The organism is Streptomyces lydicus, from assembly GCF_001729485.1.
Classification (GTDB): Bacteria; Actinomycetota; Actinomycetes; order Streptomycetales; family Streptomycetaceae; genus Streptomyces; species Streptomyces lydicus_D.
Genome location: NZ_CP017157.1, coordinates 3529729 through 3553816 on the forward strand (window position 1 = coordinate 3529729; position 24088 = coordinate 3553816).

At 72.1% G+C, this 24088-nt stretch carries 25 protein-coding genes; 12 read left to right on the forward strand and 13 right to left on the reverse strand.

Annotated elements, in window-relative coordinates; all coding sequences use genetic code 11:
- Window positions 1–50: 50 nt before the first annotated feature.
- Window positions 51–2021, forward strand: coding sequence for an amino acid transporter (locus tag SL103_RS15260; protein ID WP_069569504.1), 1971 nt, complete (start codon window positions 51–53; stop codon window positions 2019–2021).
- 34 nt (window positions 2022–2055) lie between these two features.
- Here SL103_RS15260 and SL103_RS15265 read toward each other — a convergent pair whose 3' ends face one another.
- Entirely contained in the window at window positions 2056–3717 is a 1662-nt protein-coding gene (locus SL103_RS15265) for an FAD-dependent oxidoreductase (RefSeq protein WP_069569506.1), read from the reverse strand.
- A 184-nt stretch (window positions 3718–3901) separates the two neighbouring features.
- Here SL103_RS15265 and SL103_RS15270 point away from each other — a divergent pair, with 184 nt between their 5' ends.
- Window positions 3902–5011: a CapA family protein gene (locus SL103_RS15270; protein ID WP_069569508.1), complete on the forward strand. Its 1110-nt coding sequence runs from the start codon at window positions 3902–3904 to the stop codon at window positions 5009–5011.
- A gap of 45 nt (window positions 5012–5056) precedes the next feature.
- Here the strand turns inward: SL103_RS15270 and SL103_RS15275 are convergent, their stop codons facing one another.
- The 5 genes from SL103_RS15275 to SL103_RS15295 all read right to left on the reverse strand — a co-directional run bounded on the left by SL103_RS15275 (window position 5057) and on the right by SL103_RS15295 (window position 9374).
- Window positions 5057–5329 (reverse strand): ferredoxin, encoded by a 273-nt coding sequence (locus SL103_RS15275; RefSeq protein ID WP_069569510.1) that lies wholly within the window; start codon window positions 5327–5329, stop codon window positions 5057–5059.
- A gap of 7 nt (window positions 5330–5336) precedes the next feature.
- The gene (locus tag SL103_RS15280; RefSeq protein ID WP_069569512.1) at window positions 5337–6554 is read right to left on the reverse strand and encodes a cytochrome P450; all 1218 of its coding nucleotides are present in this window, start codon (window positions 6552–6554) and stop codon (window positions 5337–5339) included.
- A 58-nt stretch (window positions 6555–6612) separates the two neighbouring features.
- Window positions 6613–7188, reverse strand: a complete 576-nt coding sequence (locus tag SL103_RS15285) for a TetR/AcrR family transcriptional regulator (protein WP_164492807.1) — start codon at window positions 7186–7188, stop codon at window positions 6613–6615.
- Window positions 7189–7377: 189 nt separating this feature from the next.
- The gene (locus SL103_RS15290; protein WP_069569516.1) at window positions 7378–8652 is read right to left on the reverse strand and encodes an acyl-CoA dehydrogenase family protein; all 1275 of its coding nucleotides are present in this window, start codon (window positions 8650–8652) and stop codon (window positions 7378–7380) included.
- Between the two features lie 263 nt (window positions 8653–8915).
- A complete protein-coding gene (locus SL103_RS15295) occupies window positions 8916–9374 on the reverse strand; it encodes an RrF2 family transcriptional regulator (protein WP_069569518.1) in 459 nt (152 codons plus the stop codon).
- 180 nt (window positions 9375–9554) lie between these two features.
- On the opposite strand from SL103_RS15295, the gene SL103_RS37835 reads away from it, so the two are divergent.
- Entirely contained in the window at window positions 9555–9707 is a 153-nt protein-coding gene (locus SL103_RS37835; RefSeq protein WP_164492727.1) for a hypothetical protein, read from the forward strand.
- Window positions 9708–9887: 180 nt separating this feature from the next.
- Entirely contained in the window at window positions 9888–10784 is an 897-nt protein-coding gene (locus tag SL103_RS15300) for a glutathione S-transferase C-terminal domain-containing protein (RefSeq protein WP_069569520.1), read from the forward strand.
- Here the strand turns inward: SL103_RS15300 and SL103_RS15305 are convergent.
- Entirely contained in the window at window positions 10770–11699 is a 930-nt protein-coding gene (locus SL103_RS15305) for a DMT family transporter (RefSeq protein WP_069569522.1), read from the reverse strand. The two genes, SL103_RS15300 and SL103_RS15305, sit on opposite strands and share 15 nt — an antisense overlap.
- 39 nt (window positions 11700–11738) lie before the next feature.
- Between SL103_RS15305 and SL103_RS15310 the strand changes: the two genes are divergently transcribed.
- From SL103_RS15310 to SL103_RS15330, 5 genes are all read left to right on the forward strand, one after another.
- Window positions 11739–12248 carry a MarR family winged helix-turn-helix transcriptional regulator gene (locus SL103_RS15310; protein WP_069569524.1) on the forward strand — a complete coding sequence of 170 codons (510 nt, stop codon included), beginning with the start codon at window positions 11739–11741 and terminating at the stop codon, window positions 12246–12248.
- Window positions 12249–12331: 83 nt separating this feature from the next.
- Window positions 12332–13282 carry a GlxA family transcriptional regulator gene (locus tag SL103_RS15315; protein ID WP_069569525.1) on the forward strand — a complete coding sequence of 317 codons (951 nt, stop codon included), beginning with the start codon at window positions 12332–12334 and terminating at the stop codon, window positions 13280–13282.
- A gap of 122 nt (window positions 13283–13404) precedes the next feature.
- Entirely contained in the window at window positions 13405–14382 is a 978-nt protein-coding gene (locus tag SL103_RS15320; RefSeq protein WP_069569527.1) for an NADP-dependent oxidoreductase, read from the forward strand.
- 175 nt (window positions 14383–14557) lie between these two features.
- Window positions 14558–14905 carry a hypothetical protein gene (locus SL103_RS15325; RefSeq protein WP_069569529.1) on the forward strand — a complete coding sequence of 116 codons (348 nt, stop codon included), beginning with the start codon at window positions 14558–14560 and terminating at the stop codon, window positions 14903–14905.
- Window positions 14906–15080: 175 nt separating this feature from the next.
- Window positions 15081–15359 carry a hypothetical protein gene (locus SL103_RS15330; RefSeq protein ID WP_164492808.1) on the forward strand — a complete coding sequence of 93 codons (279 nt, stop codon included), beginning with the start codon at window positions 15081–15083 and terminating at the stop codon, window positions 15357–15359.
- Between the two features lie 110 nt (window positions 15360–15469).
- Here the strand turns inward: SL103_RS15330 and SL103_RS15335 are convergent, their stop codons facing one another.
- Window positions 15470–15823: a hypothetical protein gene (locus SL103_RS15335; protein ID WP_244303914.1), complete on the reverse strand. Its 354-nt coding sequence runs from the start codon at window positions 15821–15823 to the stop codon at window positions 15470–15472.
- 333 nt (window positions 15824–16156) lie between these two features.
- On the opposite strand from SL103_RS15335, the gene ctaD reads away from it, so the two are divergent.
- Window positions 16157–17866, forward strand: a complete 1710-nt coding sequence (ctaD, locus tag SL103_RS15340; RefSeq protein ID WP_069569535.1) for an aa3-type cytochrome oxidase subunit I — start codon at window positions 16157–16159, stop codon at window positions 17864–17866.
- Window positions 17867–17870: 4 nt separating this feature from the next.
- Complete coding sequence (gene ctaF, locus SL103_RS15345; protein WP_069569537.1) at window positions 17871–18263, forward strand: aa3-type cytochrome oxidase subunit IV; 393 nt, start codon at window positions 17871–17873, stop codon at window positions 18261–18263.
- A gap of 2 nt (window positions 18264–18265) precedes the next feature.
- Here ctaF and qcrB read toward each other — a convergent pair whose 3' ends face one another.
- The 4 genes from qcrB to SL103_RS15365 form a co-directional block, all read right to left on the reverse strand.
- A complete protein-coding gene (qcrB, locus tag SL103_RS15350) occupies window positions 18266–19906 on the reverse strand; it encodes a cytochrome bc1 complex cytochrome b subunit (RefSeq protein WP_069569539.1) in 1641 nt (546 codons plus the stop codon).
- A 224-nt stretch (window positions 19907–20130) separates the two neighbouring features.
- Window positions 20131–21150: an iron-containing redox enzyme family protein gene (locus SL103_RS15355; protein ID WP_069569541.1), complete on the reverse strand. Its 1020-nt coding sequence runs from the start codon at window positions 21148–21150 to the stop codon at window positions 20131–20133.
- Window positions 21147–21455 (reverse strand): CDGSH iron-sulfur domain-containing protein, encoded by a 309-nt coding sequence (locus tag SL103_RS15360; RefSeq protein ID WP_069569543.1) that lies wholly within the window; start codon window positions 21453–21455, stop codon window positions 21147–21149. Before SL103_RS15360 ends, SL103_RS15355 begins: the two co-directional genes overlap by 4 nt.
- A complete protein-coding gene (locus SL103_RS15365) occupies window positions 21439–22119 on the reverse strand; it encodes a HemK2/MTQ2 family protein methyltransferase (RefSeq protein ID WP_069569545.1) in 681 nt (226 codons plus the stop codon). Before SL103_RS15365 ends, SL103_RS15360 begins: the two co-directional genes overlap by 17 nt.
- Before the next feature lie 366 nt (window positions 22120–22485).
- On the opposite strand from SL103_RS15365, the gene SL103_RS15370 reads away from it, so the two are divergent.
- Window positions 22486–22680, forward strand: coding sequence for a hypothetical protein (locus SL103_RS15370; RefSeq protein WP_069569547.1), 195 nt, complete (start codon window positions 22486–22488; stop codon window positions 22678–22680).
- 90 nt (window positions 22681–22770) lie between these two features.
- Here the strand turns inward: SL103_RS15370 and SL103_RS15375 are convergent, their stop codons facing one another.
- Window positions 22771–23955: a zinc-dependent alcohol dehydrogenase gene (locus tag SL103_RS15375; protein WP_069569548.1), complete on the reverse strand. Its 1185-nt coding sequence runs from the start codon at window positions 23953–23955 to the stop codon at window positions 22771–22773.
- Between the last annotated feature and the right edge of the window lie 133 nt (window positions 23956–24088).

The following is a 24088-nucleotide window of genomic DNA, read 5'->3' on the forward strand; positions in this document are numbered from 1 at the left end:
CGGCCGTCTCGTCGATGGCTGATGCTTCCGCGGCACGACTGGAGCGCACGATGGCCACCTCCGCCCCTGCGGGCTCTTCCTCTCACGCCGCCCTGCGCCACCGCTTCCGTGCGTGGATGCTGGAGGGGCTGGCCGACATGGCCGCGCACCACCCCGGTCCGCACGCCGGGCCGCGCAGCGCCCACGAGGGGCAGCGGTGGTGGCGGGTGATGTGCCTGACGGGTGTGGACTACTTCTCCACCCTCGGCTACCAGCCGGGCATCGCGGCCCTGGCCGCGGGACTGTTGTCGCCGGTCGCCACCGTCGTCCTGGTCATCGTGACGCTGGCCGGTGCGCTGCCGGTCTACCGGCGGGTCGCCAAGGAGAGTCCGCACGGCCAGGGCTCGATCGCGATGCTGGAGCGGCTGCTGTCCTTCTGGAAGGGCAAGCTGTTCGTGCTGACGCTGCTGGGCTTCGCCGCCACCGACTTCCTGATCACCATCACCCTCTCGGCGGCCGACGCGGCCACTCACCTCGTGGAGAACCCGCACCTCACCAGCGCCCTCCACAACAAGCAAATGATCATCACGATCTTCCTGGTCGCCCTGCTGGGCGCGGTCTTCCTCAAGGGGTTCCTGGAGGCGATCGGGGTGGCACTCGTGCTCGTCGGCCTCTATCTGGGCCTCAACGCGGTCGTGGTCGTCACCGGACTGTGGCACGTGATGACCGCCTCGCACGTCGTGACCGACTGGACCCGGGCGCTGACCACCGAGCACGGCAGCGTCCTGGCGATGGTCGGCGTGGCACTGCTGGTCTTCCCGAAGCTGGCGCTGGGCCTGTCCGGCTTCGAGACGGGCGTGGCGGTGATGCCGCACATCGAGGGCGACCCGGGAGACACCGAGGAGCGCCCGGTGGGACGCATCCGCGGCGCGCGGAAGCTGCTCACCACCGCCGCGGCGATCATGAGCGTCTTCCTCATCATCACCAGCTTCATCACGACCCTGCTCATCCCCGCGGAGGCGTTCAAGCCGGGCGGCTCGGCCAACGGGCGGGCGCTCGCCTACCTGGCCCACGAGTACCTGGGCTCCGCCTTCGGCACCGTCTACGACATCTCCACCATCGCCATCCTCTGGTTCGCCGGCGCCTCCGCGATGGCCGGTCTGCTCAATCTGATGCCGCAGTACCTGCCGCGCTACGGCATGGCACCGCACTGGGCGCGGGCGGTGCGCCCGATGGTGCTGGTCTTCACCCTGATCGCCTTCCTGGTGACCTGGATCTTCGACGCCAATGTGGACGCCCAGGGCGGCGCCTACGCCACCGGTGTCCTCGTCCTGATCAGCTCCGCGGCCATCGCCGTGACCATCGCCGCCCGGCGCGCGGGGGAGCACGGCTGGACGATCGGCTTCGCGCTGATCGCCGTGGTGTTCCTCTACACGACCGTGGCGAACGTCATCGAGCGCCCGGACGGGGTGAAGATCGGTGCCTGCTTCATCGCCGGCATCATCCTCCTGTCGTTCGTCTCCCGCCTCGCCCGCGCCTTCGAACTGCGGGTGACCAGTGTCGTGCTCGACGGCATGGCCGAGCGGTTCATCCGCGACATCGCCCACCGCAAGATCCGCTTCATCGCCAACGAACCCGACCAGCGCGACGTCGCCGAGTACCGCGACAAGCTGCAGCAGATCCGCACCGACAACGACCTCCCCGTCGACGACGACTTCATCTTCGTCGAGGTCACCATCAAGGACCCGTCGGAGTTCGAGAGCGAGCTGCGGGTCCGCGGTGAGGTGCTGCACGGCCGCTTCCGGGTGCTCGCCCTGGAGAGCGCCGCCGTCTCCAACGCGCTGGCCGCACTGCTGCTGCACGTACGCGATGCCACCGGAGCGCGGCCGCACATCTACTTCGAGTGGACCGAGGGCAACCCGTTCGCCCAGTTCCTGCGCTTCTTCCTCTTCGGCCAGGGCGAGGTCGCCCCGGTCACCCGTGAGGTGCTGCGCGAGGCGGAGCCGGACCGGGAACGGCGCCCGCGGGTGCACGTCGGCTGAACGCACCCGCGCGCGGCGCTCCCGGCTCACCCCGTCAGCGGGTGGACGGCCGGACGGACTGGGCGTTGCGGAAGACATTGCGCGGGTCCCAGTACTCCTTGACCCCCTGCAGCCGGCGGTAGTTGTCGCCGTAGTAGAGGCGGTGCGAGGGCTGGCCGGAGGTGTTCCACTCCGGGTCGTCGAGGTCGGTGTCGGGGTAGTTGATGTAGCAGCCGTCCGTCACCGGCAGCGGCGCGTCGCCGCGGGCCGCGCCGTCCGGCTGCAGCACCGGCACCCCGCCCGTCTCCTTGTAGACATCGCGGTAGAACTCGCGGATCCAGCGCAGATTCGGCGCCGCGATCGAGGGGTCGGCGTCGGCGTCGTGGTGGTCGGCGACACCGTCCCGGTTGGCGTCGACGTTCCTCCAGTACGTCTGGTACTGGAGCTTCAGCACCGAACTGCGCTGGTACACGGCGGTTTCGTGGCGGTCCGGGAGGTTGATCGCGCCACCGTAGGAGTCGACCTGGAGCAGCGCCTGCGGGTTCTGGTAGTCCTCCCGCGTCAGCGCCTCGAAGATCGCGGTGAGCTGCGGCTCGGTGAAACCGCGCGTCATGTACGCCGACTTGTACTTGCCACACTGGTTGTCGCCCGAGCCGTTCAGGGTCTGGGTGGCGGTGAGCCAGGGCATCCGGGTCGGTACCTGCAGCCCGCCCATCGGGGCGTGCTCACCCATCCGCCGGTCCAGCGGCGAGGGCTCGACGTCCAGGCCCTGGGTGATCCAGTCGAGGAAGGCGTTCAGCCGCTCGACGCTGTCCGGCCGGGTGGCGTCGAGCTGGGTGATCAGACCGATCTTGCCGTTGGAGTAGTGGGTCAGCTTCAGCAGCGTGAACATGTCGGTGTAGTCGCCGCGCAGCGCCTCCGGGAGCCGCTGGGTGTTCTCGTACTCGAAGAACAGGCCGTAATTGCGCACCAGGGACTTGAAGCGCTCCGGCTCGTCCTTCAGCTCCTCCCACGGCCAGGCGACGGCGCTGAGCAGCACCTCGCTCGGAGGCTTGGGCAGTCCCTTGAACCAGTACCGGGTCACCACCCCGAAATTCCCGCCGCCCCCGCCGGTGTGTGCCCACCACAGGTCCCGCAGCTCCTGCTCGGGGGAGTCGCGGCGCGCGACCACCACCTCCGCATGCTGCCCGTCCCGGACGACCACGACCTCCACCGCGTAGAGGTAATCCACCGTCAGGCCGTGCTGCCGGGATAGCAGGCCGTACCCGCCGCCCACGACATGCCCGCCCGCGCCGACGGAGTAGCACGACCCGCCGGGGAGGGCGACACCGAACGGCGCGTAGAGGTGGGTGGCGACGTGCCAGTTGTTGGCTCCGGCCTCCACGCAGTACGCCCCCCGCTCCTGGTCCAGATACGCCCGGTCCATCTGGCCGAGGTCCAGGATCACGCCGACGTCCTCGCCGCAGACGAAGTTCTCGTAGCAGTGGCCGCCCGAACGGACCGTGAGGCGGCGGTCGAGACTCTCGTCGGGGCCGTGGCTCGCCAGGTACTTGTTGAGCGCGGCGACGACCTCATCGGTCGAGCTGACGACTGCCACATAGTCGGGTGTCGCGATGAAGCGCTGGTTGAAACCTCTTCTGAGGGCCTCGTAACGGGCGTCCCCCGGGCCCACTTCGGTCCCGCATTCGGTTCCGGCCTTGGTCTGAAACGTGGTCATCCGGTCTCCCTGGACGGTGCGACAGCGGTGTGCGCGGAGCCCGCACGTGGCGCTGCGTGATCAATGACTACTATCCGTGACTGTCGTGGGGAGGGGAATGCCCGGAACGTGTCCCTCCGCGGGACGCCGGTTGACCACCGCGGCACACCGTCGGGCGCCCGTCCGCACGGCCTAGCCTGGAGGGGTGGGCGGCGACCTGGTCACGGTGTTCGTCTGCGGCGATGTCATGCTCGGCCGCGGCGTCGACCAGGTCCTGCCGCATCCGGGCGACCCCGCCCTGCGCGAGAGCTACGTCCACGACGCCGGCGCCTACGTCGAACTGGCCGAGGCGGCGAACGGCCCCTTCGGGAAACCGGTCGACTTCGCCTATCCCTGGGGCGAGGCCCTCCCGGTGCTCGACGCCGCCGCCCCCGCCGCGCGGGTGATCAACCTGGAGACCAGCGTCACCCGCGCCGACGACTTCGCGGCAGGCAAAGAGGTCCACTACCGGATGAACCCGGCGAACATCCCCTCCTTGACCGTCGTCCGCCCCGACGTCTGCGTGCTGGCCAACAACCACGTCCTGGACTTCGGCCGCAGTGGACTGGACGAGACGCTCGGCACGCTGGCCGGGGCCGGGCTGCGGAGTGCCGGGGCGGGAGCGGACGCCGAGCAGGCGGCGCGCCCGGCCGTCGTCCCGCTCGACGACGGCCGGCGCCTGCTGGTCTTCTCCTTCGGGATGCCGTCCAGCGGTATCCCGCGGTCCTGGGCCGCGACCGACGACGACAGCGGCGTCGCCCTGGTGGCCGGCCCCACCCAGGCCGCCGCGGCCGCGCTCACCGCCCGCGTGCAGCAGGCGAAGCGCCCCGGGGACCTCGTGGTGGCCTCGGTCCACTGGGGCCCCAACTGGGGCTACGGCATCCCGCGCGCCGACACCGCGTTCGCGCATCTGCTCCTGGACGGCGGGGTGGACCTCTTCCACGGGCACTCCGCGCATCACCCCCGCGGCCTGGAGGTGTACCGGGGAAAGCTGCTCATCCACGGGTGCGGCGACTTCATCGACGACTACGAGGGGATCACCGGCTACGAGCAGTACCGGGACGACCTGCGGCTGATGTACCTCGTCTCCTTGGACCCCGGCACCGGCCGGCTCCACGGTCTGCGGATCACCGCCCTCCAGGCATGGCGGATGCGGCTACGGCACCTCTCGTCCCAGGATTCGCGCTGGCTGCGCACGCGACTCGACCGGATCACCACCGGCTTCGAGCCCTGCGTCGAAGCCGGGGCGGGCACCTTCCTGCTCGGCCCCGCGTGACGGCGACCGGGCGGACCGTGCCCCTGCCCCCGCCCCCCGCCCCCGTCAGTGCTCGGCGTCCGGGCCGCCGTCCGCCCCGCCGCCTTCCTCGTCCCCGCCCGCGCCCCCGTCCGCCGCTCCCTCGCTCTCGACGACGCGGATGACCGCGTTGGGGCACAGGGCCGCCGCGCGGCGGGCCGCGTCGCGCAGCTCCGGGGGCGGCGTGGCCTCCAGAACGACGACCAGGCCGTCCTCCTCCGACTGATCGAAGAGCCCGGGCGCGCTGAGGACGCACTGCCCGGCACCGCGGCAACGGGTACGGTCGATCCGGATCTGCACGGCGGGGTCACCCCCAGGTGAGCGGCAGCGCATGGACGCCGTAGATCAACATGTCGTCGCGCAGCGGGATGTGCGCCGGCGGCACGGCAAGGCGCAGCGTCGGGAACCGCCGGAAGAGCGCCGGGAAGGCCACTTCCATCTCCACCCGCGCCAGCTGCTGGCCCAGGCACTGGTGCACGCCGTGCCCGAACGCGACGTGCTGCGAGGGTTCGCGGGCGAGGTCGAGTGCGTCGGGCCGGTCGAACTGCCCGGGGTCCCGGTTGGCGGCGGCCAGCGACGCGACCACCGTCTCGCCCGCGCGGATCTGCTGCCCGCCGATCTCCACGTCCTCCTTGGCGACCCGGACGATGCCGAACTGCACGATGGTCAGATAGCGCAGCAGCTCCTCGACGGCGCACGGGACGCCCTCGGGATGCGCGCGCAGCGCGTCGCGCGCACCGGGGTGGGACAGCAGGGTGTACGTACCGAGCGCCAGCATGTTCGCGGTGGTCTCGTGCCCGGCCACCAGCAACAGCCGCCCGATGCCCGCCAGTTCCTCGTCGGTCAGTGCGTCCTCGGCGTCCTCCCTGGTGATCAGCTCGCTGAGCAGGGCGTCATCGGGGCGGGCCCGCTTGGCGACCACCAGCGCGTGCATGTAGTCGAGCAGCGCCAGCCGTGCCGCCCGCGCGTCCGCCTCGGCCACGTCCAGCCTGAGCAGCGTCGACGTCCACCCCTGGAAGGCGGCGCGGTCCGCGTACGGGACCCCGAGCAGTTCGCAGATCACCAGTGAGGGGATCGGCAGGGCGAAGGCGGGGACCAGGTCGGCGGGGGGTCCGTCGCGCTCCATGGCGTCGAGGTGGTCACTGACGATCTGCTCGATCCGCGGTGCCAGGGCCCGCATCCGCCGCACCGTGAAGTACCGGGTGAGCATCCGCCGGTAGCGGGTGTGTTCCGGCGGGTCCATGGTGATCAGCATTCCGGCGCGTTCCTCGGGCTCGACGGGCCGGATCGCCACCCCGCGTACGGGCAGCGACGCCCGGGCGCGGTCCGAGCTGAACCGGTCGTCCGCCAGGAACGCGCGGACGTCACCGTGCCGGGTGAGCAGCCAGCCGGCCTTGCCGTCGGGGAAGGCCAGCCTGCTGACCGGGTCCTGCTCCCGCAGTCGCCGGTAGTCGGCCGGCGGGTCGAAGGGGCAACTGCGGCGGGTCGGCAGGGGAGCCGGCGCGAGCCGGGTGTCGTGTCGCATGGGAACGCTCCCCTCAAGGGGAATCGAGCCTCCGACCTCAGAATAGTACGAATGCGTTCTATTCGGGCCGACTCTCGGTGTCGAGCAGCGGGGCGAGGATCCCGTCCACGATCCGGTCGACCAGCTCGCGCCCCGGCCGTTCGTCCCGCACCAGCACGCGCAACAGCACCAGCGCGAACGGCAGCTCCAGCAGCAGTTCCGCATCGATCCGCCCGGTGATCTCCCCGCGCCGACGGGCCCGGACCAGGGCCGCCCCGGCCGCCTGCCGGATCGGGCCGCCCAGCCGCTCCTCGCGCAGCCGCGCCAGCTCCTCGTCCCGCCTGCTGCCCTCCAGCAGTGCCAGCATCAGCCCGCGGTCCCGCGCGTCCCATCCCGCCAGCCACGCCAGCAGCAACTCCCGCAGATCGCCCGGCAGGGAACCGGTGTCCGGCCCGGAGACCACCGGCTGGTGCTCCGCCAGCGCGGCCACCACCAGCTCCGCCTTCGACGGCCACCGCTGGTACAGCGTCGCCTTGCTGGCCCTGGCCCGCCGCGCGACCAGATCCATGCTGAACCGCTCGTACCCCACCTCGGCGAGCAGCTCCAGTGCGACGTCGAAGACCTCCCGACGGCGCTCCGGATTGCTCAACGGCACCTTGTGCATACTCGGCCCACCACGTACGAGCGACGCTGCGCGGTGCGGGCGAGGAGGGTGGCCACGCAGCGGTACGGGGCCGGTGCGCGAGGCCGCCGGGCCCCGCCGGCGCGCACTCCATTCTCCCGTCCCCGCCCTCCGAGTGCCCACCGCGCCGGCCCGCACGCCGTACCGCGCCGGCCCCCGTCGTCACGCGCGCAACGTCAGCGGCGGATGCGTCCCGTTCAGATAGTGGTCGCCGATGTCGCGGAGCCGGTGGGTGGCGGAGCCCTGCGCCGTCAGGACCCGGGCGTTGCGCCAGAACCGGTCGAATCCGGGGTCGTCGGCCAGCGAGCCGGCGCCGCCGGTCAGCTCCAGCACGCGGGTGGTGATCTGCAGCGCGGACCGGCTGGTGACGGCCTCCGCCGCGGCGACGAGGACGGCGATGTCGGCCCGCTCGTCGACGCCGAGGTCGCGGCCCGTCAGCAGGCCCCGCGCCAGGGCCTCGGTCGCCGGTTCGACGACCGCCGCGGCGGTGTGCGCGGCGGCCACCAGCTCCCCGTAGGCGAGGAGGAGGTACGGATCGCTGCCGGGGTGCTCGTAGCGGACCGCGTCGTCCGGCCCCGCGGGCGGCCAGCCGCGCGGCGTGGCACGGCTGGCGTCCCGCGCCTCGGCCAGGGCCCCTTCGGCGACTCCCAGGCTCACGTGGACGAGGGCGAGCCGCAGCGCCAACGGGGCGAGCGTGGCGAACGGGGAGATGTCGTGCTCGTCGCGCGGGACGGCGCCGAGCACCTGGTCCGGTCGCACCGGGACGCCGTCGAAGCCGATGCTGCCCGCCCCGGTGAGCCGCTGGCCGAGCCGGTCGTGCGCCGGGTCGGTGGTGACGCCGGGGTGCGCCGGGTCCACGACCACCATCAGCGATTCGCCGGACTCGGTACAGACGGCGCCGAGCAGCAGCCGGTCCGCCACGGCGACCCCCGAGGCGAACGCCCGCCACCCGTGGAGGGCATACCCGTCAGGGGACGGGGTGAGGGTGAGTTCGGGACCCGTCCCGGCCGGTTCCGGCTCGGCCCCCGGGAGGTCGGCGCCGCCGCCCCACACCCACTGCTCGCCGGCCGCCCTGAGCTCCAGCGCTTCGGCCTGCTCCGGGGTGCCGAAGAACCGGGCGCCCCAGGACAGGACGTGGTGCCGGCCGAGCAGTTCGCCGATGGAGCCGTCGGCCGCCGCGATCTCCCGGACGACCGCGCACGCGGTGCGCCAGTCGGCGCCCCGCCCGTGCGGCCCCGGCGGCGTCAGCAGTGCGGGCAGCCCGGCCTCGCGCAGCCGCGCGAGCTCGTCGAAGGGCGGTTTGCCCGCACGGTCGCGGGTGATCGCGTCGACGGCGAGGTCTTCCGCCACCTCGCGGGTGACGCGCGGCCAGATTCCTTCCCCGGCAGGGGAGTTGACCGGTGGAGCGGCGGTGCGTGCTGCGGACCTCTTCGGCATGGCGCCGTTCACCGTCCCCTCTCGGAGCCCGGGGCCCTGGGGCGTGCCCGGTGGTCCCCGATTCCCTAGTTTCCCTACTGGATTAGTAGGGAAAGAATGCGCCCGGACTCCCGGCGCGGCAAGGGCCGTTCAAGGGATGGACGGGCAAGTCTCGGAGTGTGGACGGACGGTGGGTCGGGGCGGCGGTGGGTGACTCGGCGAATCCCCGCTGTCCCTGTTAGTCCTGCTGTCCCCGCCGTCCCACCTGTCCCCGCTGTGTGCCGCTACGGATTCGTCCAGGAGGCCGGGTCCTCGGCCAGTGCGGAGACCTGGCCGGGCAGCTCCGCCGACGCCACATCGGCCAGCGACACCCCGTCCAGGATCTGCCGGACGTTCGCCCGCAGCGCGATCCACAGCGGCAGCAGCGACTCGGCGGGGCCGCTGTAGGACAGCTCCGGCGGGCGGACGCCGCGTACGGACACCAGGGGGCCGTCCACGACCCGGATGACGTCCGCGATGCTGATCGCCGCCGGCTCCTTGGCCAGCCGGTACCCGCCGTTTCCGCCCCGCTGACTGAGCACCAGACCGCCCCGGCGCATGTCGTTGAGGATGCCTTCGAGGAACTTGTGCGGAATGTCCTGGGCGTCGGCGATCGCCTCGGCCTTGAGCGGCCCCGCGTCCCGGGTGCCGGCGAGTTGCAGCGCGGCCCGCACCGCGTAGTCCGCCCTGGCTGAAATCCGCATGTCTGCATTATTCCGCAGCGCCGGTGTGACCTCGTGCCGCAGGGCGCGACGGGCCGCGCGAGCGAACCGAATTCGCTGGCCGCAGGGCGGTTTCGGGCGCCGTCCCGAGGGGGAACGAGAGCCCGGCGCACACCGGTCGCACCCCCTTGACGCGGCTCGGCGGCGCCTCGACACTCAAGGGTGGGAACCCTGGCGAACGAGTGGGAAATCATGGTGTGTGCGGGGCTGGACACCGACCGCGCGGTCCGCGCGGCCCAGCCGCTCACCCTTCTCACCTCGCGCCGGCACATCGATCTGCTGCGCGTCTGCAGCGCGGCGAGTTCCCTCGGCTGAAGCGGCCCGGACCGCCGTCGCGTCCCCCGTACCCCGTCGGCCCCTCTTCGCGGCCGGCCCCGCCCGGTGGTGGCCCCACCTGCCGCTGTCGCCGTACCTCCGCCTGAACACCCGCCGCCCGGCCCGTCCGTGCGTACCCCGCCGTACGCCCGCGTGCCGGCCCGGAACCCAGGGAGCCGTATGTCCGCCACGTCCGTCCCGTCCGCCCGCTCCGGTATGTCCCCGACCGCCGAGCCCTCCCTCCGCGGCCGGATCGGCGGTGATGCGCGCAGCGGCCACTACGCCGTGCCGCACCGCTATCGGCTGTATCTGTCGCCGTCCTGTCCGCACTGTCTCGGGATCGCCGTCACCCACAGTCTGCTGGACCTCGACGACACCCTCCCGGTGACGCTGCTGCCCGCCGTCCCCGACGGCCCGGACGGCGGGTACACCGCGTTGCGCCCGCTGTACGAGGCCAGCTCGCACCAGCACCCCGGCCCGGCCGCGGCCCCCGTGCTCAGCGACGGATGGACGGGCCGGATCGTCAGCACGCACGCCCCCGACATCCTGCGCGACCTGGCCGGGCGGTTCGGTGGCCACGGTCCCGCCCTGTATGCGCCGCAGGACCGGGAGGACATCGAGGCGCTCGGGCGGCTGTGTGAGCGCGACATCCACGAGGCGGCCCAGCAGGCCGGACGGTACGGCGTCGACAGCGCGGCCCGTGCGGCGGCCCTGGACACGTTGCTGCGTGCGCTGTCCTCACTGGAGCGGCGGGTGGCCGGGCGGGACCACGTACTGGGCGGCGAACTCACCGCGGCCGACGTCCAGTTGTGGGTGACGCTGGTGCAGCTCGACACCGTGCACCGCTGGCACCTGGACGCCGAGGCGGTGCACCGGATCGCCGGGCACCGGCAGTTGTGGGCGTACGCCCGCCGGCTGGCCGCCCTGCCCGCGTTCGGCGCCCACCTCGACCTGGACGGCATCGCGCGCCGGCATCATGCCCGCTGCCGGGGTCAGGAGGCCGCCGGCGCGGCGGTGCAGATCGTGGACTGGACGTCGGCGCACACACCCGGGCGGATCGCGTCATCGTCGCGCTGACGGCGGGCGGACCCGGCGCCGTACGCCCTCGCTGCCCGCCGCGGTCCGGCCCCGCCCGGCCCTCCGGCCGGGCGGGCGGCCGAGCAGGATGCCGGTCAGCACCAGTGCCAGCCCGCACAGCTGACGGGCGGTGAGCGCCTCCCCGGCGAGCAGGGTGCCCAGCAGCACCCCGGTCGCCGGGTTGAGCAGCCCGACCAGGCCCACCGTGCCCGCGGGCAGGTGCCGCAGCCCCGCGAACCAGGCGGCGAAGGCCACCGCCGTGGCCACGACGGTGACGTACCCGAACCCGAGGACGGCCGGCGCGTCGAGGGCCGGCGGTGCCCCCTCGATCGCGACGGCGAGGGGGAGCAGCAGCAGGCCGCCGGCGATCAGTTGCCAGGCCGTCGAGGCGAGCACCTCGACCTGGTGGCTCCAGCGTTTGGCGAGGACATAGCCCCAGGACGACATGATCATGGCGGCGGCCGAGGCGAGCACCCCGCGGACGTCCACCGAGGCGGTGCCGGTCAGCAGCATCAGGCAGACGCCGCCGAGACCGACCCCGGCGCCCGCCAGATGTGCCGGCCGCGGGCGCTCGGCGAGCAGCACCCAGGCGATCAGCATCATGACCAGCGGCGAGGTCGCCATGACGGTGGAGGCCAGGCTCGTCGGCAACAGCTGTGCGGCCAGATAGATGAGCACGAAGAACGCGCCCACGTTGAGGACGCCGAGGACCAGCGACTTCCACCACCACGACCCGCGGGGGAGTTCCCGGCGCACCGCGAGCAGCAGCAGTCCGGCCGGCAGGGCCCGGATCGCGGCCCCGTACAACGAGTGCCCGGAGGGCAGGAACTCGTGGGTGACGAAGTAGTTCGTGCCCCAGGCCACCGGCGCGAGGGCCGTTATCGGTGTCCACGCCCAGCGCGGGATAGCTTCCATGGAAGCTATTATGCCTTCCTCGGAAGCTATAGTGAAGCCATGGACCGGCCCCTCGATCACGTCGCCCGCATCCAGGCCGAATGGGCCCGCGAAAGACCGGACCTCGACGTCGGTCCCCAAGGGGTGATCGGGCGACTGCACCGCCTCGCCGGCCTCCTCACCGAGCAGCTCTGCCTCGTCTACCGCCGGTACGGCCTGAGCGAGGGGGAGTTCGACGTGCTGGCGGCGCTGCGCCGCGCGGGCGAGCCGTTCGAGCGGGCCCCGGGTGAACTGGCCGCGCGCACCATGGTCACCACCGGCGCGATGACCAAGCGCATCGACCGGCTGGAACGCAACGGCCTGGTCACCCGCCGCCGTTCGGCCGTCGACGGCCGCGGCCGGGTCGTCGCCCTCACCCGCGCCGGACGAGAACTGATCGACCAGGCTTTCACCGACCACATGAGCAACGAACGCCGGCTGCTCGACGCCCTGCCCCCCGGCGAGGCGGCCCACCTCGAACGCCTCCTGACCTCCTGGCTCGGCCGCGTGGAACCACCGCCCGGCGGCTGAGTGCCTTGCCCGCAGGGCGCGTTGACGCCGTGAGCGGCACCCGGCACGGTGGCAGGATCGACGTTCCCCGATAGATTGCCGCCATGCAGTCGTCGATCCATCGCATCGTCGTACTCGCCCTCGACGGCGTGTACCCCTTCGAACTCGGCATCGCGCACCGCGTCTTCGGCGAGCTGCCGGACCGCTACGAGGTGGTCACCTGCACCCCCGACGGCCGCCCGGTACGCAGCAGTTCGGACTTCGGGGTCGCGCCCGACCACGGCCCGGACGCGCTGGAGCGCGCCGATTCGGTCGTCATCCCGCCCTTCGACCTGCGGCTGCTCGACGACGGACTCCCCGCGGCGACCGCCACCGCCCTCGCCCGGATCCGCCCCGGCGCCCGGCTGGTGTCCCTCTGCACCGGCGGGTTCCTGCTCGGCGCGGCCGGTCTGCTCGACGGGCGCCCGGCCACCACGCACTGGGCGCTCGCGGACACCTTCCGGCGGATGTTCCCCCGCGTCACCGTCGACCCCGACGTGCTGTTCATCGACGACGGTGACGTACTCACCTCGGCCGGTGCCGTCTCCGGGGTGGACCTCTGTCTGCACATCGTCCGCAGGGACCACGGCAGCGAACTCGCCAACAGCATCGCGCGCCGCTGTGTCATCCCGCCCTGGCGGGAGGGCGGACAGGCCCAGTACATCGAGCAGCCCGTCCCGGCCGCCGGCGCGTCCGGCACCGCCGCCACCCGCGAGTGGGCGCTCGCGCACCTCGACCGGCCCCTGACCCTCGCCGACCTCGCGGCACACGCCGGGATGAGTTCCCGTACCTTCGCGCGCCGCTTCACCGAGGAGGCCGGCGTCAGCCCGGGCCGCTGGGTCGTCCAGCAGCGCGTCCACCAGGCCCGACGACTGCTGGAGAGCACCGATCTGTCCGTCGAGCGCATCGCCCACGACGTCGGCTTCGGCAGTGCCATCTCCCTCCGCCAGCACCTCAACGCGCTGATCGGGGTGGCTCCACTGGCGTACCGGCGGACGTTCCGGACGACGGCCTGAGTCCGGTGTGCCGCGCCGGTCGACGCCACTCGTCCGGCGCTCCCGGCTGCTTGGCACGATGTCATCGAACCCTGGCTGTCCAGCCATTGTCGCCGCTCGTCGCCACCGGCAGCCTTGAGGACATGACCGAAGCGACGGCGCACCGCGCCACCACCGCCCCTGCCACCATGCGCGCCATCAGCCAGGACGTCCTCGGCGGCCCCGACGTCCTGAAGGAGGTCGAGCTGCCGCGCCCCGCACCGGGCTTGAGCGAAATCCTCATCGCCGTGCGGGCGGCCGGCGTCAACCCCACCGACTGGAAGCACCGCGCCGGCGGCCCGTTCCTGGGCGATCCGCCGTTCGTCCTCGGCTGGGACGTCTCCGGTGTCGTCGAGGCCGTCGGCTTCGGCGTCACCCTCTTCAAGCCGGGGGACGAGGTCTTCGGCATGCTGCCCTACCCGCACGGCGTCGGCTCGCACGCCGAGTACGTCACCGGCCCGGCACGCGCCTTCGTGCACAAGCCGGCCGGCCTCGACCACGTCCAGGCCGGCGCCCTCCCGCTGGCCGCCCTCACCGCCTACCAGGCGCTGGTCGACACCGCGGACGTCCGGCCCGGCCAGCGGGTCCTGATCCACGCGGCCGCCGGCGGCGTCGGCCACCTCGCCGTACAGATCGCCAAGGCCCGCGGCGCCCACGTCATCGGCACGGCCAGCGCCGCCAAGCACGACTTCCTGCGGGATCTGGGCGCGGACGAGCTGATCGACTACCGCACCACCGACTTCGCCGAGGCGGTCAGCGACGTCGATGTCGTCCTGGACTCCCTCGACGACGAGAGCCGCACCCGTTCCCTGAACGTCCTGCGCCCCGGCGGCCTCCTGGTGTCCATCCTCAAGCCCGCCACGGACCAAGCGGCCAAGAAGGCGGCCGAGTTGGGCATCCGTCTGGAGACCCTGCTCGTCGAGGCGGACCACGCGGGTATGCGGGCCGTCGCCGACCTCGCCGCCGCGGGCACGCTGCGCGCGCACATCGACGCCACGTTCCCGCTGGCCGAGGCCGCCGAGGCCCATGCGCGCGCCCAGACGGGCCGGACGACCGGGAAGATCGTCCTCGTGGTGGGGTGACCGGCGACGGGCGTCTGTCGGCCCGTCACCCCAACGCAGGAACTCCCCGGAAACGAGCAGGTCATACCCCAGGTCGCCGGGCTCCCCTGTCTAACATCACCGCATCCGCCGTCCGGCATGCCCGGGGGCCGACCGGGCACCGGGCGACCCACGGCCCATCCAGTCAGGAGGCACCATGAGTGCGGAAGCGGGCTCGGCTCGGAAACTGGTCATCCAGCCTGCCGGGGGAATCGGCCAGCGCACCGGCCGTCTGCAGACCTTCGCCGAGCCGCTGACGGCCCGGCTGATCGACGCCGGTACCGGCGACCGGGTGTCCGGCGTCCCGGTGACGTTCTCCTGGGTGTCCACCACCCAGCAGGTCCTCTTCGCGGAGAACGAGATCACCGTGACCGTGCCCACCGACGACCAGGGCTTCGCGCGCACCCCGGCGCTCGTGGCGGGCGACGTGGACGGCACCGCCACCTTCACCGTCACCGCCGAGGGCGCCGAACCGGCGCACTTCGAGGTCACGGTGGTGCCCTGACCCCTCACCAGCCCTGATCGCTCTTCGGCATATCGGCCATCTGGCGGCCGCCCGCCCGGCGTTGGAGCACTGTGAACGCGCGGGCCGGCCGTTGCTCAGGCATCGTGGAAGCCGGCATGCCCGGCAGTACGACCGCGGGGGGCAACCGCGAGCGCAGGAGCACACAGTGAAGAAGATGGCACGTGTCGACATGGTGATAGCCGGAGCATGCGGCCTGCTGCTGGCCCTCGGCGGGGCGTCACCCGCCCAGGCGGACGAGAACCCGTTCGGCACGGACGACGGGGTGTTCAACAGCGACACCTGGGCCGACTTCAATGCCTCGTTCCGCTGCACGCGCAGGGCGGCGGTCTGCGCCAACGGGCCCGTGAACAGCGGGAACGTCAGCAACGCGCAGAACGTGTACCTGTCCGGCAACAACACCAACAGCGGCAACGGGACCACCAGCGGAAGCTGAGGCGGGCGGCGTCGCCCCGCCGCTCCGCACCGTGTTCCGGCTGCCCCGCAACGGACCAGCCGGCCCCGGTCACGCACCGGGGCCGGCTGGGACGTTCCGTCGTGCCGGTCTCAGTGGTGGCGGCCTCCCACGCCGCGCTGGATGGCGTTGTTGCTGCCCTGCGAGGCACCCCCGACGAAGTTGCCGCTGTTGCCGCTGCCGTTGTGCGCGGAGAGGATGCCGCTGCGGTTCGGGTGGCCGTGAATGATGGCGTTCCCGGCGTCCCGGCTGTTACCGCTGTTGACCGAGCCGTTCACGCACGGCCGGCTCGGCTCCCCGAATCCGGGCTGCTTGAAGTAGATGTTGCCCAGTCGGTTGTGGCAGTGCACGCCGTTCGACATGCGGGTGAGGCCGAGGAAATCGGTACCCACCGTGGTGGAAAGCAATTCCGGAATGATCTGGGCCCGGGCGATACCGGCGCTCAACAGAACGAGGCTGCACGCCCCGATGACACTTCCCGCCCGCACAACGCTTCTCACGATGCTCCTTGCCGATTTGTCCTGTGTTGCCAGGGGTATGGTCGTGCCCCCGCGGCCGGCCGCGCGGTCAACCCGCTGAAGCCGAAACGCACGCGGCCGGAATTCAGCCGGGTGGCCCAACAAGATGTTCGGGAGGGCCGACGGCCGAGGAGCGGCGGACGCCGCACGGTCCCCGGCAATTCACTCCTACGGCGTTCGGCGCGCACCCCGGGGCGGGACCGCGAACGGCCATGATGGCCGGGGAGGCAATCCGGCGCAGAGGGAGAGAGCGGAACTCGCATGACAGAGACTGCGGCGGCGGAACGGCAAGCACCGGAAAAGGACCGGTCCCGGCCCGGCCGGGTCGTTCTGGGATGGCTGACCACGACCGATCACAAGGTGATCGGAAACCTGTACATGGTCACCGCCTTCGGCTTTTTCCTGCTGGCCGGGACGCTGGCCATGCTGATGCGGGCCGAGCTGATCCGGCCCGGGCTCCAGCTGTTCTCCAACGAGCAGTACAACCAGCTCTTCACCATTCACGGCACGATCATGATGCTGCTCTTCGCGACCCCGATGTTCGCGGGATTCTCGAATGCGGTCATGCCGCTGCAGATCGGCTCCCCGGACGTCGCCTTCCCGCGGCTGAACGCCTTCACCTACTGGCTCTTCCTGCTGGGCGGCCTCATGGTGGTGTCCGGCTTCGTCGTCCCGGGCGGCGCCGCGTCCTTCGGCTGGTTCGCCTACGCGCCCCTCAACGGGCCGGTGTTCGCACCGGGGACGGGCGGCGACCTGTGGACCATGGGGCTGGTGGTGGCCGGGCTGAGCACGATCCTGGGCGCGGTGAACTTCATCGCGACGATCGTCTGCCTGCGCGCCCCGGGAATGACGATGTTCCGCATGCCGATCTTCACCTGGAACGTGCTGTTCACCTCCATCCTCGCGCTGCTGGCCTTTCCGGTGCTCACCGCCGCGCTGCTGGTCCTGGAGGCGGACCGCAAATTCGGCGCGCACGTCTTCGACGCGGCGAACGGCGGAGCGATCCTCTGGCAGCACATGTTCTGGTTCTTCGGGCACCCGGAGGTCTATATCGTGGCGCTGCCGTTCTTCGGGGTGGTCTCCGAAATCATCCCGGTCTTCAGCCGCAAACCGATGTTCGGGTATGTCGGAATGGTCGGTGCCACGATCGGCATCACGATGCTGTCGGCCTCGGTGTGGGCACACCACATGTTCGCCACCGGGGCGGTCCTGCTGCCGTTCTTCTCCGTGCTCTCCTTCCTCATCGCGGTGCCCACCGGCGTGAAGTTCTTCAACTGGATCGGGACGATGTGGCACGGCAGCCTGTCGTTCGAGACGCCGATGCTGTGGAGCGTGGGCTTTCTGGTGTCCTTCCTGCTGGGCGGGCTGAGCGGTGTGCTGATCGCGTCCCCGCCGCTGGACTTCCATGTGACCGACAGCTACTTCATCGTGGCTCACCTGCACTACGTGCTGTTCGGCACGGTCGTCTTCGCGATGTTCGCCGGGTTCTACTTCTGGTGGCCCAAATGGACCGGGAAAATGCTCGACGAGCGGCTCGGCAAGATTCATTTCTGGACCCTGTTCCTGGGCTTCCAGGGAACGTTCCTGGTGCAGCACTGGCTGGGCGAGATGGGCATGCCGCGGCGCTACGCCGACTACCTCGCCGCGGACGGCTTCACCCTCCTCAACACCGTCTCCTCGGTGAGCGCCTTCGTGCTGGGGGCCTCCACGCTGCCGTTCCTGTACAACGTCTGGCACACCACCCGCCATGCGCCGAAGGTGCGGCTGGACGACCCCTGGGGGTTCGGCAGATCGCTGGAGTGGGCGACCTCCTGCCCGCCGCCCCGCCACAACTTCCACACGATGCCGCGGGTCCGCTCCGACTCACCCGCTTTTGACCTGCACCACCCCGAGGTGGGCGCCGGCGTCCCGGCGGCCGGCGCCGGCCCCGGCGGGAACGGCACCCCCACTCCCGACACCGTGGCCGAGTGACGCCATGAGAATCGAGATGCTCCTCTTCGGCGGCGTCATGGTGTTCTTCGCCGTGACCGGGACCGGCTACGCCTGGTGGTCGGACCTCGAACCCGCCGGCACCGCCGCCCTCATCGTGTCCTTTCTGATGTCGGCCCTGCTCTTCCTCTACTTCGGCGTCCAGCGGCGCAAGCACGGCAGCCGGCCCGAGGACCACAAGAGCGCCGAGATCAAACAGCGTTCGGGGACGGTGGACTTCTTTCCGCCGCGCAGCGTCTACCCGGTCCTCTCCGCGACCGGTTACGCCGTGGCGGCGCTGGGCGTCATCTTCGGCGTGTGGCTCTTCCTGATCGGTGTGGGCCTCCTGGCCGGTGGCGTCTTCGGCTTCGTCTTCCAGTACGCGGAGCGCGACAGCTGACGTCACGGGCCGTCGGCCCCGGCGCGGTCGGACGCCGTGGCGAACTCTTCCTTCCGGGGACCGGCGGCCGGCGGTTCCACCTGGTCGCGGTAGTACCAGCGGCTGAGGGACAGCTGTAGCCGCCGGAGCCGGGAAAGGGCGGCGACGGGCACGCCGGGCGGCGGTTCGAGGGGACGCGGGGTGCGCCGGGCGAGCAAGGTGTGGCGCTCGGCGGCCGGCAGCTCCTGGTGGCCCTCGGACAGATCGCCGTAGGCGGACTGCCGTACCCAGCCGGTTTCGTCGCCCTCGGCCAGGCGTTCCCGATCGCGGTGCTGGAGTGCCAGACAGAGCCATTTGGTGAGGAGGAAAGCCGACGGCGGGACCAGCACCAGCGCCGCCCGCAGCACCCACGTCAGGGTGTTGAGCGACAGGTCGAAGACGAAGGCGATGACGTCGTTTCCGCCGGCCACCAGGAGCACCGCGTAAAAGGCGATGCCGGCCACCCCGAGCCCGGTGCGGGTGTGCGCCTCGCGCGGCCGGTCGCACAGATGCAGCTCACCGCGGTCCGGGGTCAGCCACCTTTCGAGGAACGGGTACGCGTAGAGCACCGCGAAGAGCACCCCCGGCAGGACGACGGCGGGGACGAAGACGTTCCACATGACGGTGTGGCCCCACAGATTCGTCTCCCAAGGGGGCATCAGCCGCAGCGCGCCCTCAAGGAATCCCACGTACCAGTCGGGCTGCGCGTCGGTGGACACCTGGTCGGCCTGGAACGGGCCGTAGTTCCACACCGGGTTGACCTGGCCGAGCGCTCCGAGCACCGCGAAGACGGCGGTCAGCACGACGAGGAGGCCGGTGGACTTGGTGAGCCACTGCGGAAACATCGGCTGGCCGATGACGTTCCGGTTCACTCTGCCGGGGCCCCGCCACTGCGTGTGTTTGAGCTGGACCACGAGCACGAGATGCAGGGTGACCAGTGCGATCAGGATCCCGGGTACGAGCAGGATGTGCATGACGTACAGGCGCGGAATGATGTCCTGCCCGGGGAACTCGCCGCCGAAGGCGAAGAAGGAGAGATAGGTCCCCACGACGGGAATCGATCCCGTGATGGTGGCCGCCGTCCGCAGACCCGTCCCGGACAGCAGGTCGTCCGGCAGCGAATACCCGCAGAAGCCCTCCAGCAGGCCCAGCAGAAAGAGCGTCAGGCCGATCATCCAGTTGCCCTCGCGCGGGCGGCGGAACGCTCCGGTGAAGAAGATGCGCAGCATGTGCACGCCGATGGAGGCGAGAAAGGTGAGCGCCGCCCAGTGGTGGATCTGCCGGAGGAGCAGCCCGCCGCGCACGTCGAAGCTGATGGTGAGGGTGGAGGCGTACGCCGCGGTCATCCGGGTGCCGCGCAACGGGGCGTACGAGCCCTGGTAGACGCTCTCGGTCATCCCCGGGTCGAAGAACAGCGTCAGGACGACCCCGGTGAGCACGAGCACGACGAGGCTGTAGAGCGCCAGTTCGCCCAGCAGGAAGGCCCAGTGGTCCGGGAACGCCTTGCGCAGCAGTTTGCCGGCGGAGGAGGCCGGGAGCCGTTCGTCCAGCCAGGTGAAGCCCTTTTCCGCCGCGCGCGGCAGCCGGGGCGGGCGACCGGGTCCTGTGCGCCTCCGGAAGACCATGCCCCGCGCTCCCTCACGCCTCGGCGCGCCATCACGGGCCCCGTGATCCGGGCAGGTGTCACGTTCTGTGCGGCGCGACGTCCGATGTCCGTCCCTGCGGCGCCTATGACTAACCGATCTCCGTGTCCTTCAACCAGCCGCCGGACGGTGCCCGGCGGCATGAGGTGGACGCCGGTGGTGGCCGGGGCGGTGCGCGCGGGGCAGCTGAGCGGACGGTGACGTCGTCAGGTCACGGTCAACGGGGACCCGAGTGCGCTGCGTTCCGCCCGCCACGCGCCGAGGAGACGGGTGGCCAGCCGGTCCTCCAGCAGTCCGGTGGCGCCGATCCCGAAGGCGACGTCGGGCTCCAGCTCCGGCTCCTCGGCCAGCAGGCCGCCGACCACCTCGCGGCGCGCCACCTGCTCGTGGACGGCGTCCGCCTCGACGTGTTCGTCGTAGAAGCGCTCCGCCGCGGGGCCGGCGTCGGTGCGGCGCATCGCCTCCGCAAGCCGCCGGGACCCCGGCGACGAGGTCACCTCGACCGTGGCGAAGTGGCCGATCAGCGCGCCGCGCAGGGCACGGTGCAGACCCAGCAGCGACATCACGTTGACGGTCGCGAGCGCTTCGGCGGGTGCCGGGTCGACGTAGTGGCCGTACGTGGCGTCCAGGCCCAGGTCCGTCATCAGGGCGGCGAAGAGCCGGGCGTGGATGCCCTCCGCGCGTCCGGCGCCGAACTCGTCGAAGGCGATGGCCGCCATCCCGGCCTTGGCGCGGCCGCGCAGCCGCGGCAGCACCCAGGCGTGCGGATCGGCCTCCTTGAGGTGGTAGAGCGAGCGGAGCGCCGCGTACTCCCTCAGTTGCCACAGCCGGCCCTCGCGCTGCAGGTAGTGGCTGACGCTGCCGCCGTCGTCGCCGGCCGGCTCGATCAGCAGCGCGGCCAGCGCCTCCTCCGCGCCGGCCGCCGGGACGTCCGTCCGCAGCGCGCCGAGGAACCGCCGCTCCAGCGCGCGCCGCACGGACAGCAGCGCCGGGTCCCATTCGTGGTCGGCGTGGACCCCGGCGAAGCCCCGGTAGTGCAGTTCGTACAGCACGTAGAGGGCGAGTTGGAGGTCCGGCCCGTACGGATCGGCGCGCCCGGCCTCCGCCTCGGTGGGCAGCGGGCCGGCCGCGTCGCGCAGGTGGGCGAGCACCGCGCCGGAGAGCGGTCCGCGGCCGCGCGGCAGCTGTGGACCGGTGGGCCGGACGGCGGGGGCGGGGGCGTTCATCGGTCCTCTCCTTCCGGGGCGCGGCCGGTTCCTTCCGCGCCCCGGTCCGCCGCCTCGGGGGCGTGGTCCGCGGCCGGGCAGCGGGCCGGGCCGGCGGCGTGCCCGCCCGGGGGTGAGCGTCGCCGGTGGCTGGTGTCGCACCAGGGGTAGCTGCGGCTGCGCCGGCAGGTGCAGAGCGCGACGACGAACCGCCGGGAGACGACCACCGTGCCGTCCGCGCCGCTCACCTCCACCGGTCCCTCCACCAGCAGCGGACCGTCGGGGGTGAGCGTGACCCGGCGGGGGCGCTCAGGGGTGCTCGGCACGGATGATCACCAGTTCCTCTTTGTCCTGGCCCTGCGCGAGCAGGCCCTGGCTGCGCAACCAGGGCAGCCGCGAGCGCAGCACCGGTCCGAACGGGACGAGCGCGCGATCGCTGACCGCGGCCCGCATGCCCGTACGGGACAGTCGCTGCAGCGTGTCCTCGGGGCCGCACAGCTCGGAGTGGACCATCAGCAGCACCCCGCCGGGGCGCAGCGCACCGGCCGCCGCGTCGCAGACGCGGTCGACGAGCAGCCGGCCGTCCCGTCCCGCGTCCCAGGCGCGGGCCGGCCCCCGGGGCCGGCGGGCGCCGGGCGCAGGTACATACGGCGGGTTGCTCAGCAGCAGGTCGAACGACCGGCCGGCCACCGCCGCGGTCAGATCGCCGCGGCGTACGGTGACGCGCTGCCCGGAGAGCCAGGCGTTGAGCCGGGTGGCGAGGACCGCCTGCCAGGAGATGTCGACGGCGGTGACCCGGGCCCCGCGCCGTGCGGCCCGTACCGCGAGGGCCCCGCTGCCCGAGCCCAGGTCGAGCAGTTCGGCGCCGGCGGTGAGGTCCTCCCGGTACAGGGCGCGCAGCAGCAGCCAGGTGTCGTCCTGGGGTGAGTAGACACCGGGCAGCGTCACCAGCGGCCGCGGTCGGGGGAGCGCGGCCGTCGCTGCACTCATAGGGCACCTCCGCCCCGAGAACCGAGCGTCCTGGTCCGAGGGAGGCCGGAGCGCTGAAGCGCTGAGCCCCGCTTCCGTCGCACTTCCTGTCCACGACGGGCCCCGTCGTCTGGGCGGGTCCGTTCGTGCGGACGTCTTTCCCCAGCCTCCGGGTGATCCGGCCGGGACGCCACCTGAGCAGCCCGCGCCGCGCGGGGACCGCCGCGGGGCTGAGGTGCGAACCGGCCGTACGGCCCGCAGCCTGGAGGGAGGGACACCAGACCGACGCGGTACGGGCCTGCGCTCCACCCCGGGGCCTGCGGCTCGCCGCTCCCCAAAGCGGGCGCGACCGTCGCGCCCGTCAGTGGGGCGAGCAAGGGAGCAGACGTGACGAAGAACCGGAAGAAGTCGACCGACAAGATCCCCACGGCGGTCGAAACCGAGAGCGAGACCCGCAGCGGGGAACAGCGCGCTGCCAAGGAAGACGAGAAGGGCATGCACAAGACCGGACCGCGGGGCCGCTCCGGCCGGCCCGCCGGCGGGCGGGACGCCGAGGCGCACACCGGCGTCGACCCGCAGTAGCCCGGATCCGGGCGCGGCCCGGCCCGTACGTGACCGTTCCCCCGATGCGGCTCCGCATCGGGGGAACGGTCACGTACGGGCCGTCGGCGGTCAGGGCGTCAGCAGCGTCTTGACCATGCCGTCTTCCTTGGTCTGGAAGGTCTTGTACGCCTGCGGCCCGTCCTCCAGCGGCAGTTTGTGGGTGGCGAAGCCCTCCACGCCCAGCGGGTCGGCGTCGGTCAGCAGCGGCAGGATGTCGCCGACCCACCGCCGGACGTTGGCCTGGCCCATCCGCAGCTGGATCTGCTTGTCGAACATCTTCAGCAGCGGCAACGGGTCCATGGCACCGCCGTAAACGCCGACGACGGAGACCGTCCCACCCCGCCGGACCGCGTCGATGGCCGCGTGGAACGCCGACATGCGGTCCACGCCCGCCCGCGTCATGAGCTTCTCGGCGAGCGCGTCCGGCAGCAGCCCCACGGCCTGTTGGGCGGCCTTCGCCACCGGCGCACCGTGCGCCTCCATGCCCACCGCCTCGATGACCGCGTCCGCGCCGCGCCCGGAGGTCAGCCGGCGCACCTCGTCACCCAGGTCCGCCCCGAGTTCCTCGACGTTCAGCGTGTGCACGCCGCGCGCCCGGGCCCGGGCCAGCCGCTCGGGAACGAGATCGACGCCGATGACCTGCTCGGCGCCCCGGTGCAGCGCGATGCGGGCCGCCATGTCGCCGATCGGGCCCAGCCCGAGCACGACGACGCTGCCGCCGGGCGGGACGTCGGCGTAGGCGACGGCCTGCCAGGCGGTGGGCAGCACGTCCGAGAGGTAGATGAAGCGTTCGTCGGGCGGCCCGTGCGGCACCTTCACGGGCAGGGTGTTGCCGAACGGCACCCGCAGGTACTCGGCCTGCCCGCCCGGCACCTGGCCGTAGAGCTTGGTGTAGCCGAACAGCGCGGCGCCCATGCCGTGTTCACGGACCTGGGTGGTCTCGCACTGCGAATGCAGGCCCTGGTCACACATCCAGCAGGTACCGCAGGAGACGTTGAACGGCACCACCACCCGGTCGCCCGCGGAGAGCGCGGTGACCTCCGGACCCACTTCCTCGACGACCCCCATCGGCTCGTGGCCCAGGATGTCGCCGGGCTCCAGGAACGGCCCCAGGACCTCGTAGAGGTGGAGGTCGGAGCCGCAGATGCCGGTGGACGTGATCCTCACCAGGACGTCGGTCGGGTCGGCGATCTGCGGATCGGGGACCGTGTCGATGCGCACGTCTCGTCTTCCGTGCCACGTCAGTGCCCGCATCCTGTCCTCCTTCGCCTCGACGGCCGGCGAAGGCGCGCGCGCCCGGCGCCGGATGCCCTGTACGCCACCATAAGAGCGGCCGGTGACCGGTGCACCACGACGGACCGCCGGCGCCCGGGAGGCCGCCGGCCCC

What these genes read in the sequence shown, in the direction of transcription:
- SL103_RS15355 (WP_069569541.1), bottom strand. Translation starts at nt 21,150, where the DNA reads ATGAACGCCCCCGCCCCCGCCGTCCGGCCCACCGGTCCACAGCTGCCG.
- SL103_RS15330 (WP_164492808.1), top strand. Translation starts at nt 15,081, where the DNA reads ATGGCACGTGTCGACATGGTGATAGCCGGAGCATGCGGCCTGCTGCTG.
- SL103_RS15320 (WP_069569527.1), top strand. Translation starts at nt 13,405, where the DNA reads ATGACCGAAGCGACGGCGCACCGCGCCACCACCGCCCCTGCCACCATG.
- ctaD (WP_069569535.1), top strand. Translation starts at nt 16,157, where the DNA reads ATGACAGAGACTGCGGCGGCGGAACGGCAAGCACCGGAAAAGGACCGG.
- ctaF (WP_069569537.1), top strand. Translation starts at nt 17,871, where the DNA reads ATGAGAATCGAGATGCTCCTCTTCGGCGGCGTCATGGTGTTCTTCGCC.
- SL103_RS15265 (WP_069569506.1), bottom strand. Translation starts at nt 3,717, where the DNA reads ATGACCACGTTTCAGACCAAGGCCGGAACCGAATGCGGGACCGAAGTG.
- SL103_RS15315 (WP_069569525.1), top strand. Translation starts at nt 12,332, where the DNA reads ATGCAGTCGTCGATCCATCGCATCGTCGTACTCGCCCTCGACGGCGTG.
- SL103_RS15325 (WP_069569529.1), top strand. Translation starts at nt 14,558, where the DNA reads ATGAGTGCGGAAGCGGGCTCGGCTCGGAAACTGGTCATCCAGCCTGCC.
- SL103_RS15365 (WP_069569545.1), bottom strand. Translation starts at nt 22,119, where the DNA reads ATGAGTGCAGCGACGGCCGCGCTCCCCCGACCGCGGCCGCTGGTGACG.
- SL103_RS15280 (WP_069569512.1), bottom strand. Translation starts at nt 6,554, where the DNA reads ATGCGACACGACACCCGGCTCGCGCCGGCTCCCCTGCCGACCCGCCGC.
- SL103_RS15260 (WP_069569504.1), top strand. Translation starts at nt 51, where the DNA reads ATGGCCACCTCCGCCCCTGCGGGCTCTTCCTCTCACGCCGCCCTGCGC.
- qcrB (WP_069569539.1), bottom strand. Translation starts at nt 19,906, where the DNA reads ATGGTCTTCCGGAGGCGCACAGGACCCGGTCGCCCGCCCCGGCTGCCG.
- SL103_RS15300 (WP_069569520.1), top strand. Translation starts at nt 9,888, where the DNA reads ATGTCCGCCACGTCCGTCCCGTCCGCCCGCTCCGGTATGTCCCCGACC.
- SL103_RS15290 (WP_069569516.1), bottom strand. Translation starts at nt 8,652, where the DNA reads ATGCCGAAGAGGTCCGCAGCACGCACCGCCGCTCCACCGGTCAACTCC.
- SL103_RS15310 (WP_069569524.1), top strand. Translation starts at nt 11,739, where the DNA reads ATGGACCGGCCCCTCGATCACGTCGCCCGCATCCAGGCCGAATGGGCC.
- SL103_RS15295 (WP_069569518.1), bottom strand. Translation starts at nt 9,374, where the DNA reads ATGCGGATTTCAGCCAGGGCGGACTACGCGGTGCGGGCCGCGCTGCAA.
- SL103_RS15375 (WP_069569548.1), bottom strand. Translation starts at nt 23,955, where the DNA reads ATGCGGGCACTGACGTGGCACGGAAGACGAGACGTGCGCATCGACACG.
- SL103_RS15305 (WP_069569522.1), bottom strand. Translation starts at nt 11,699, where the DNA reads ATGGAAGCTATCCCGCGCTGGGCGTGGACACCGATAACGGCCCTCGCG.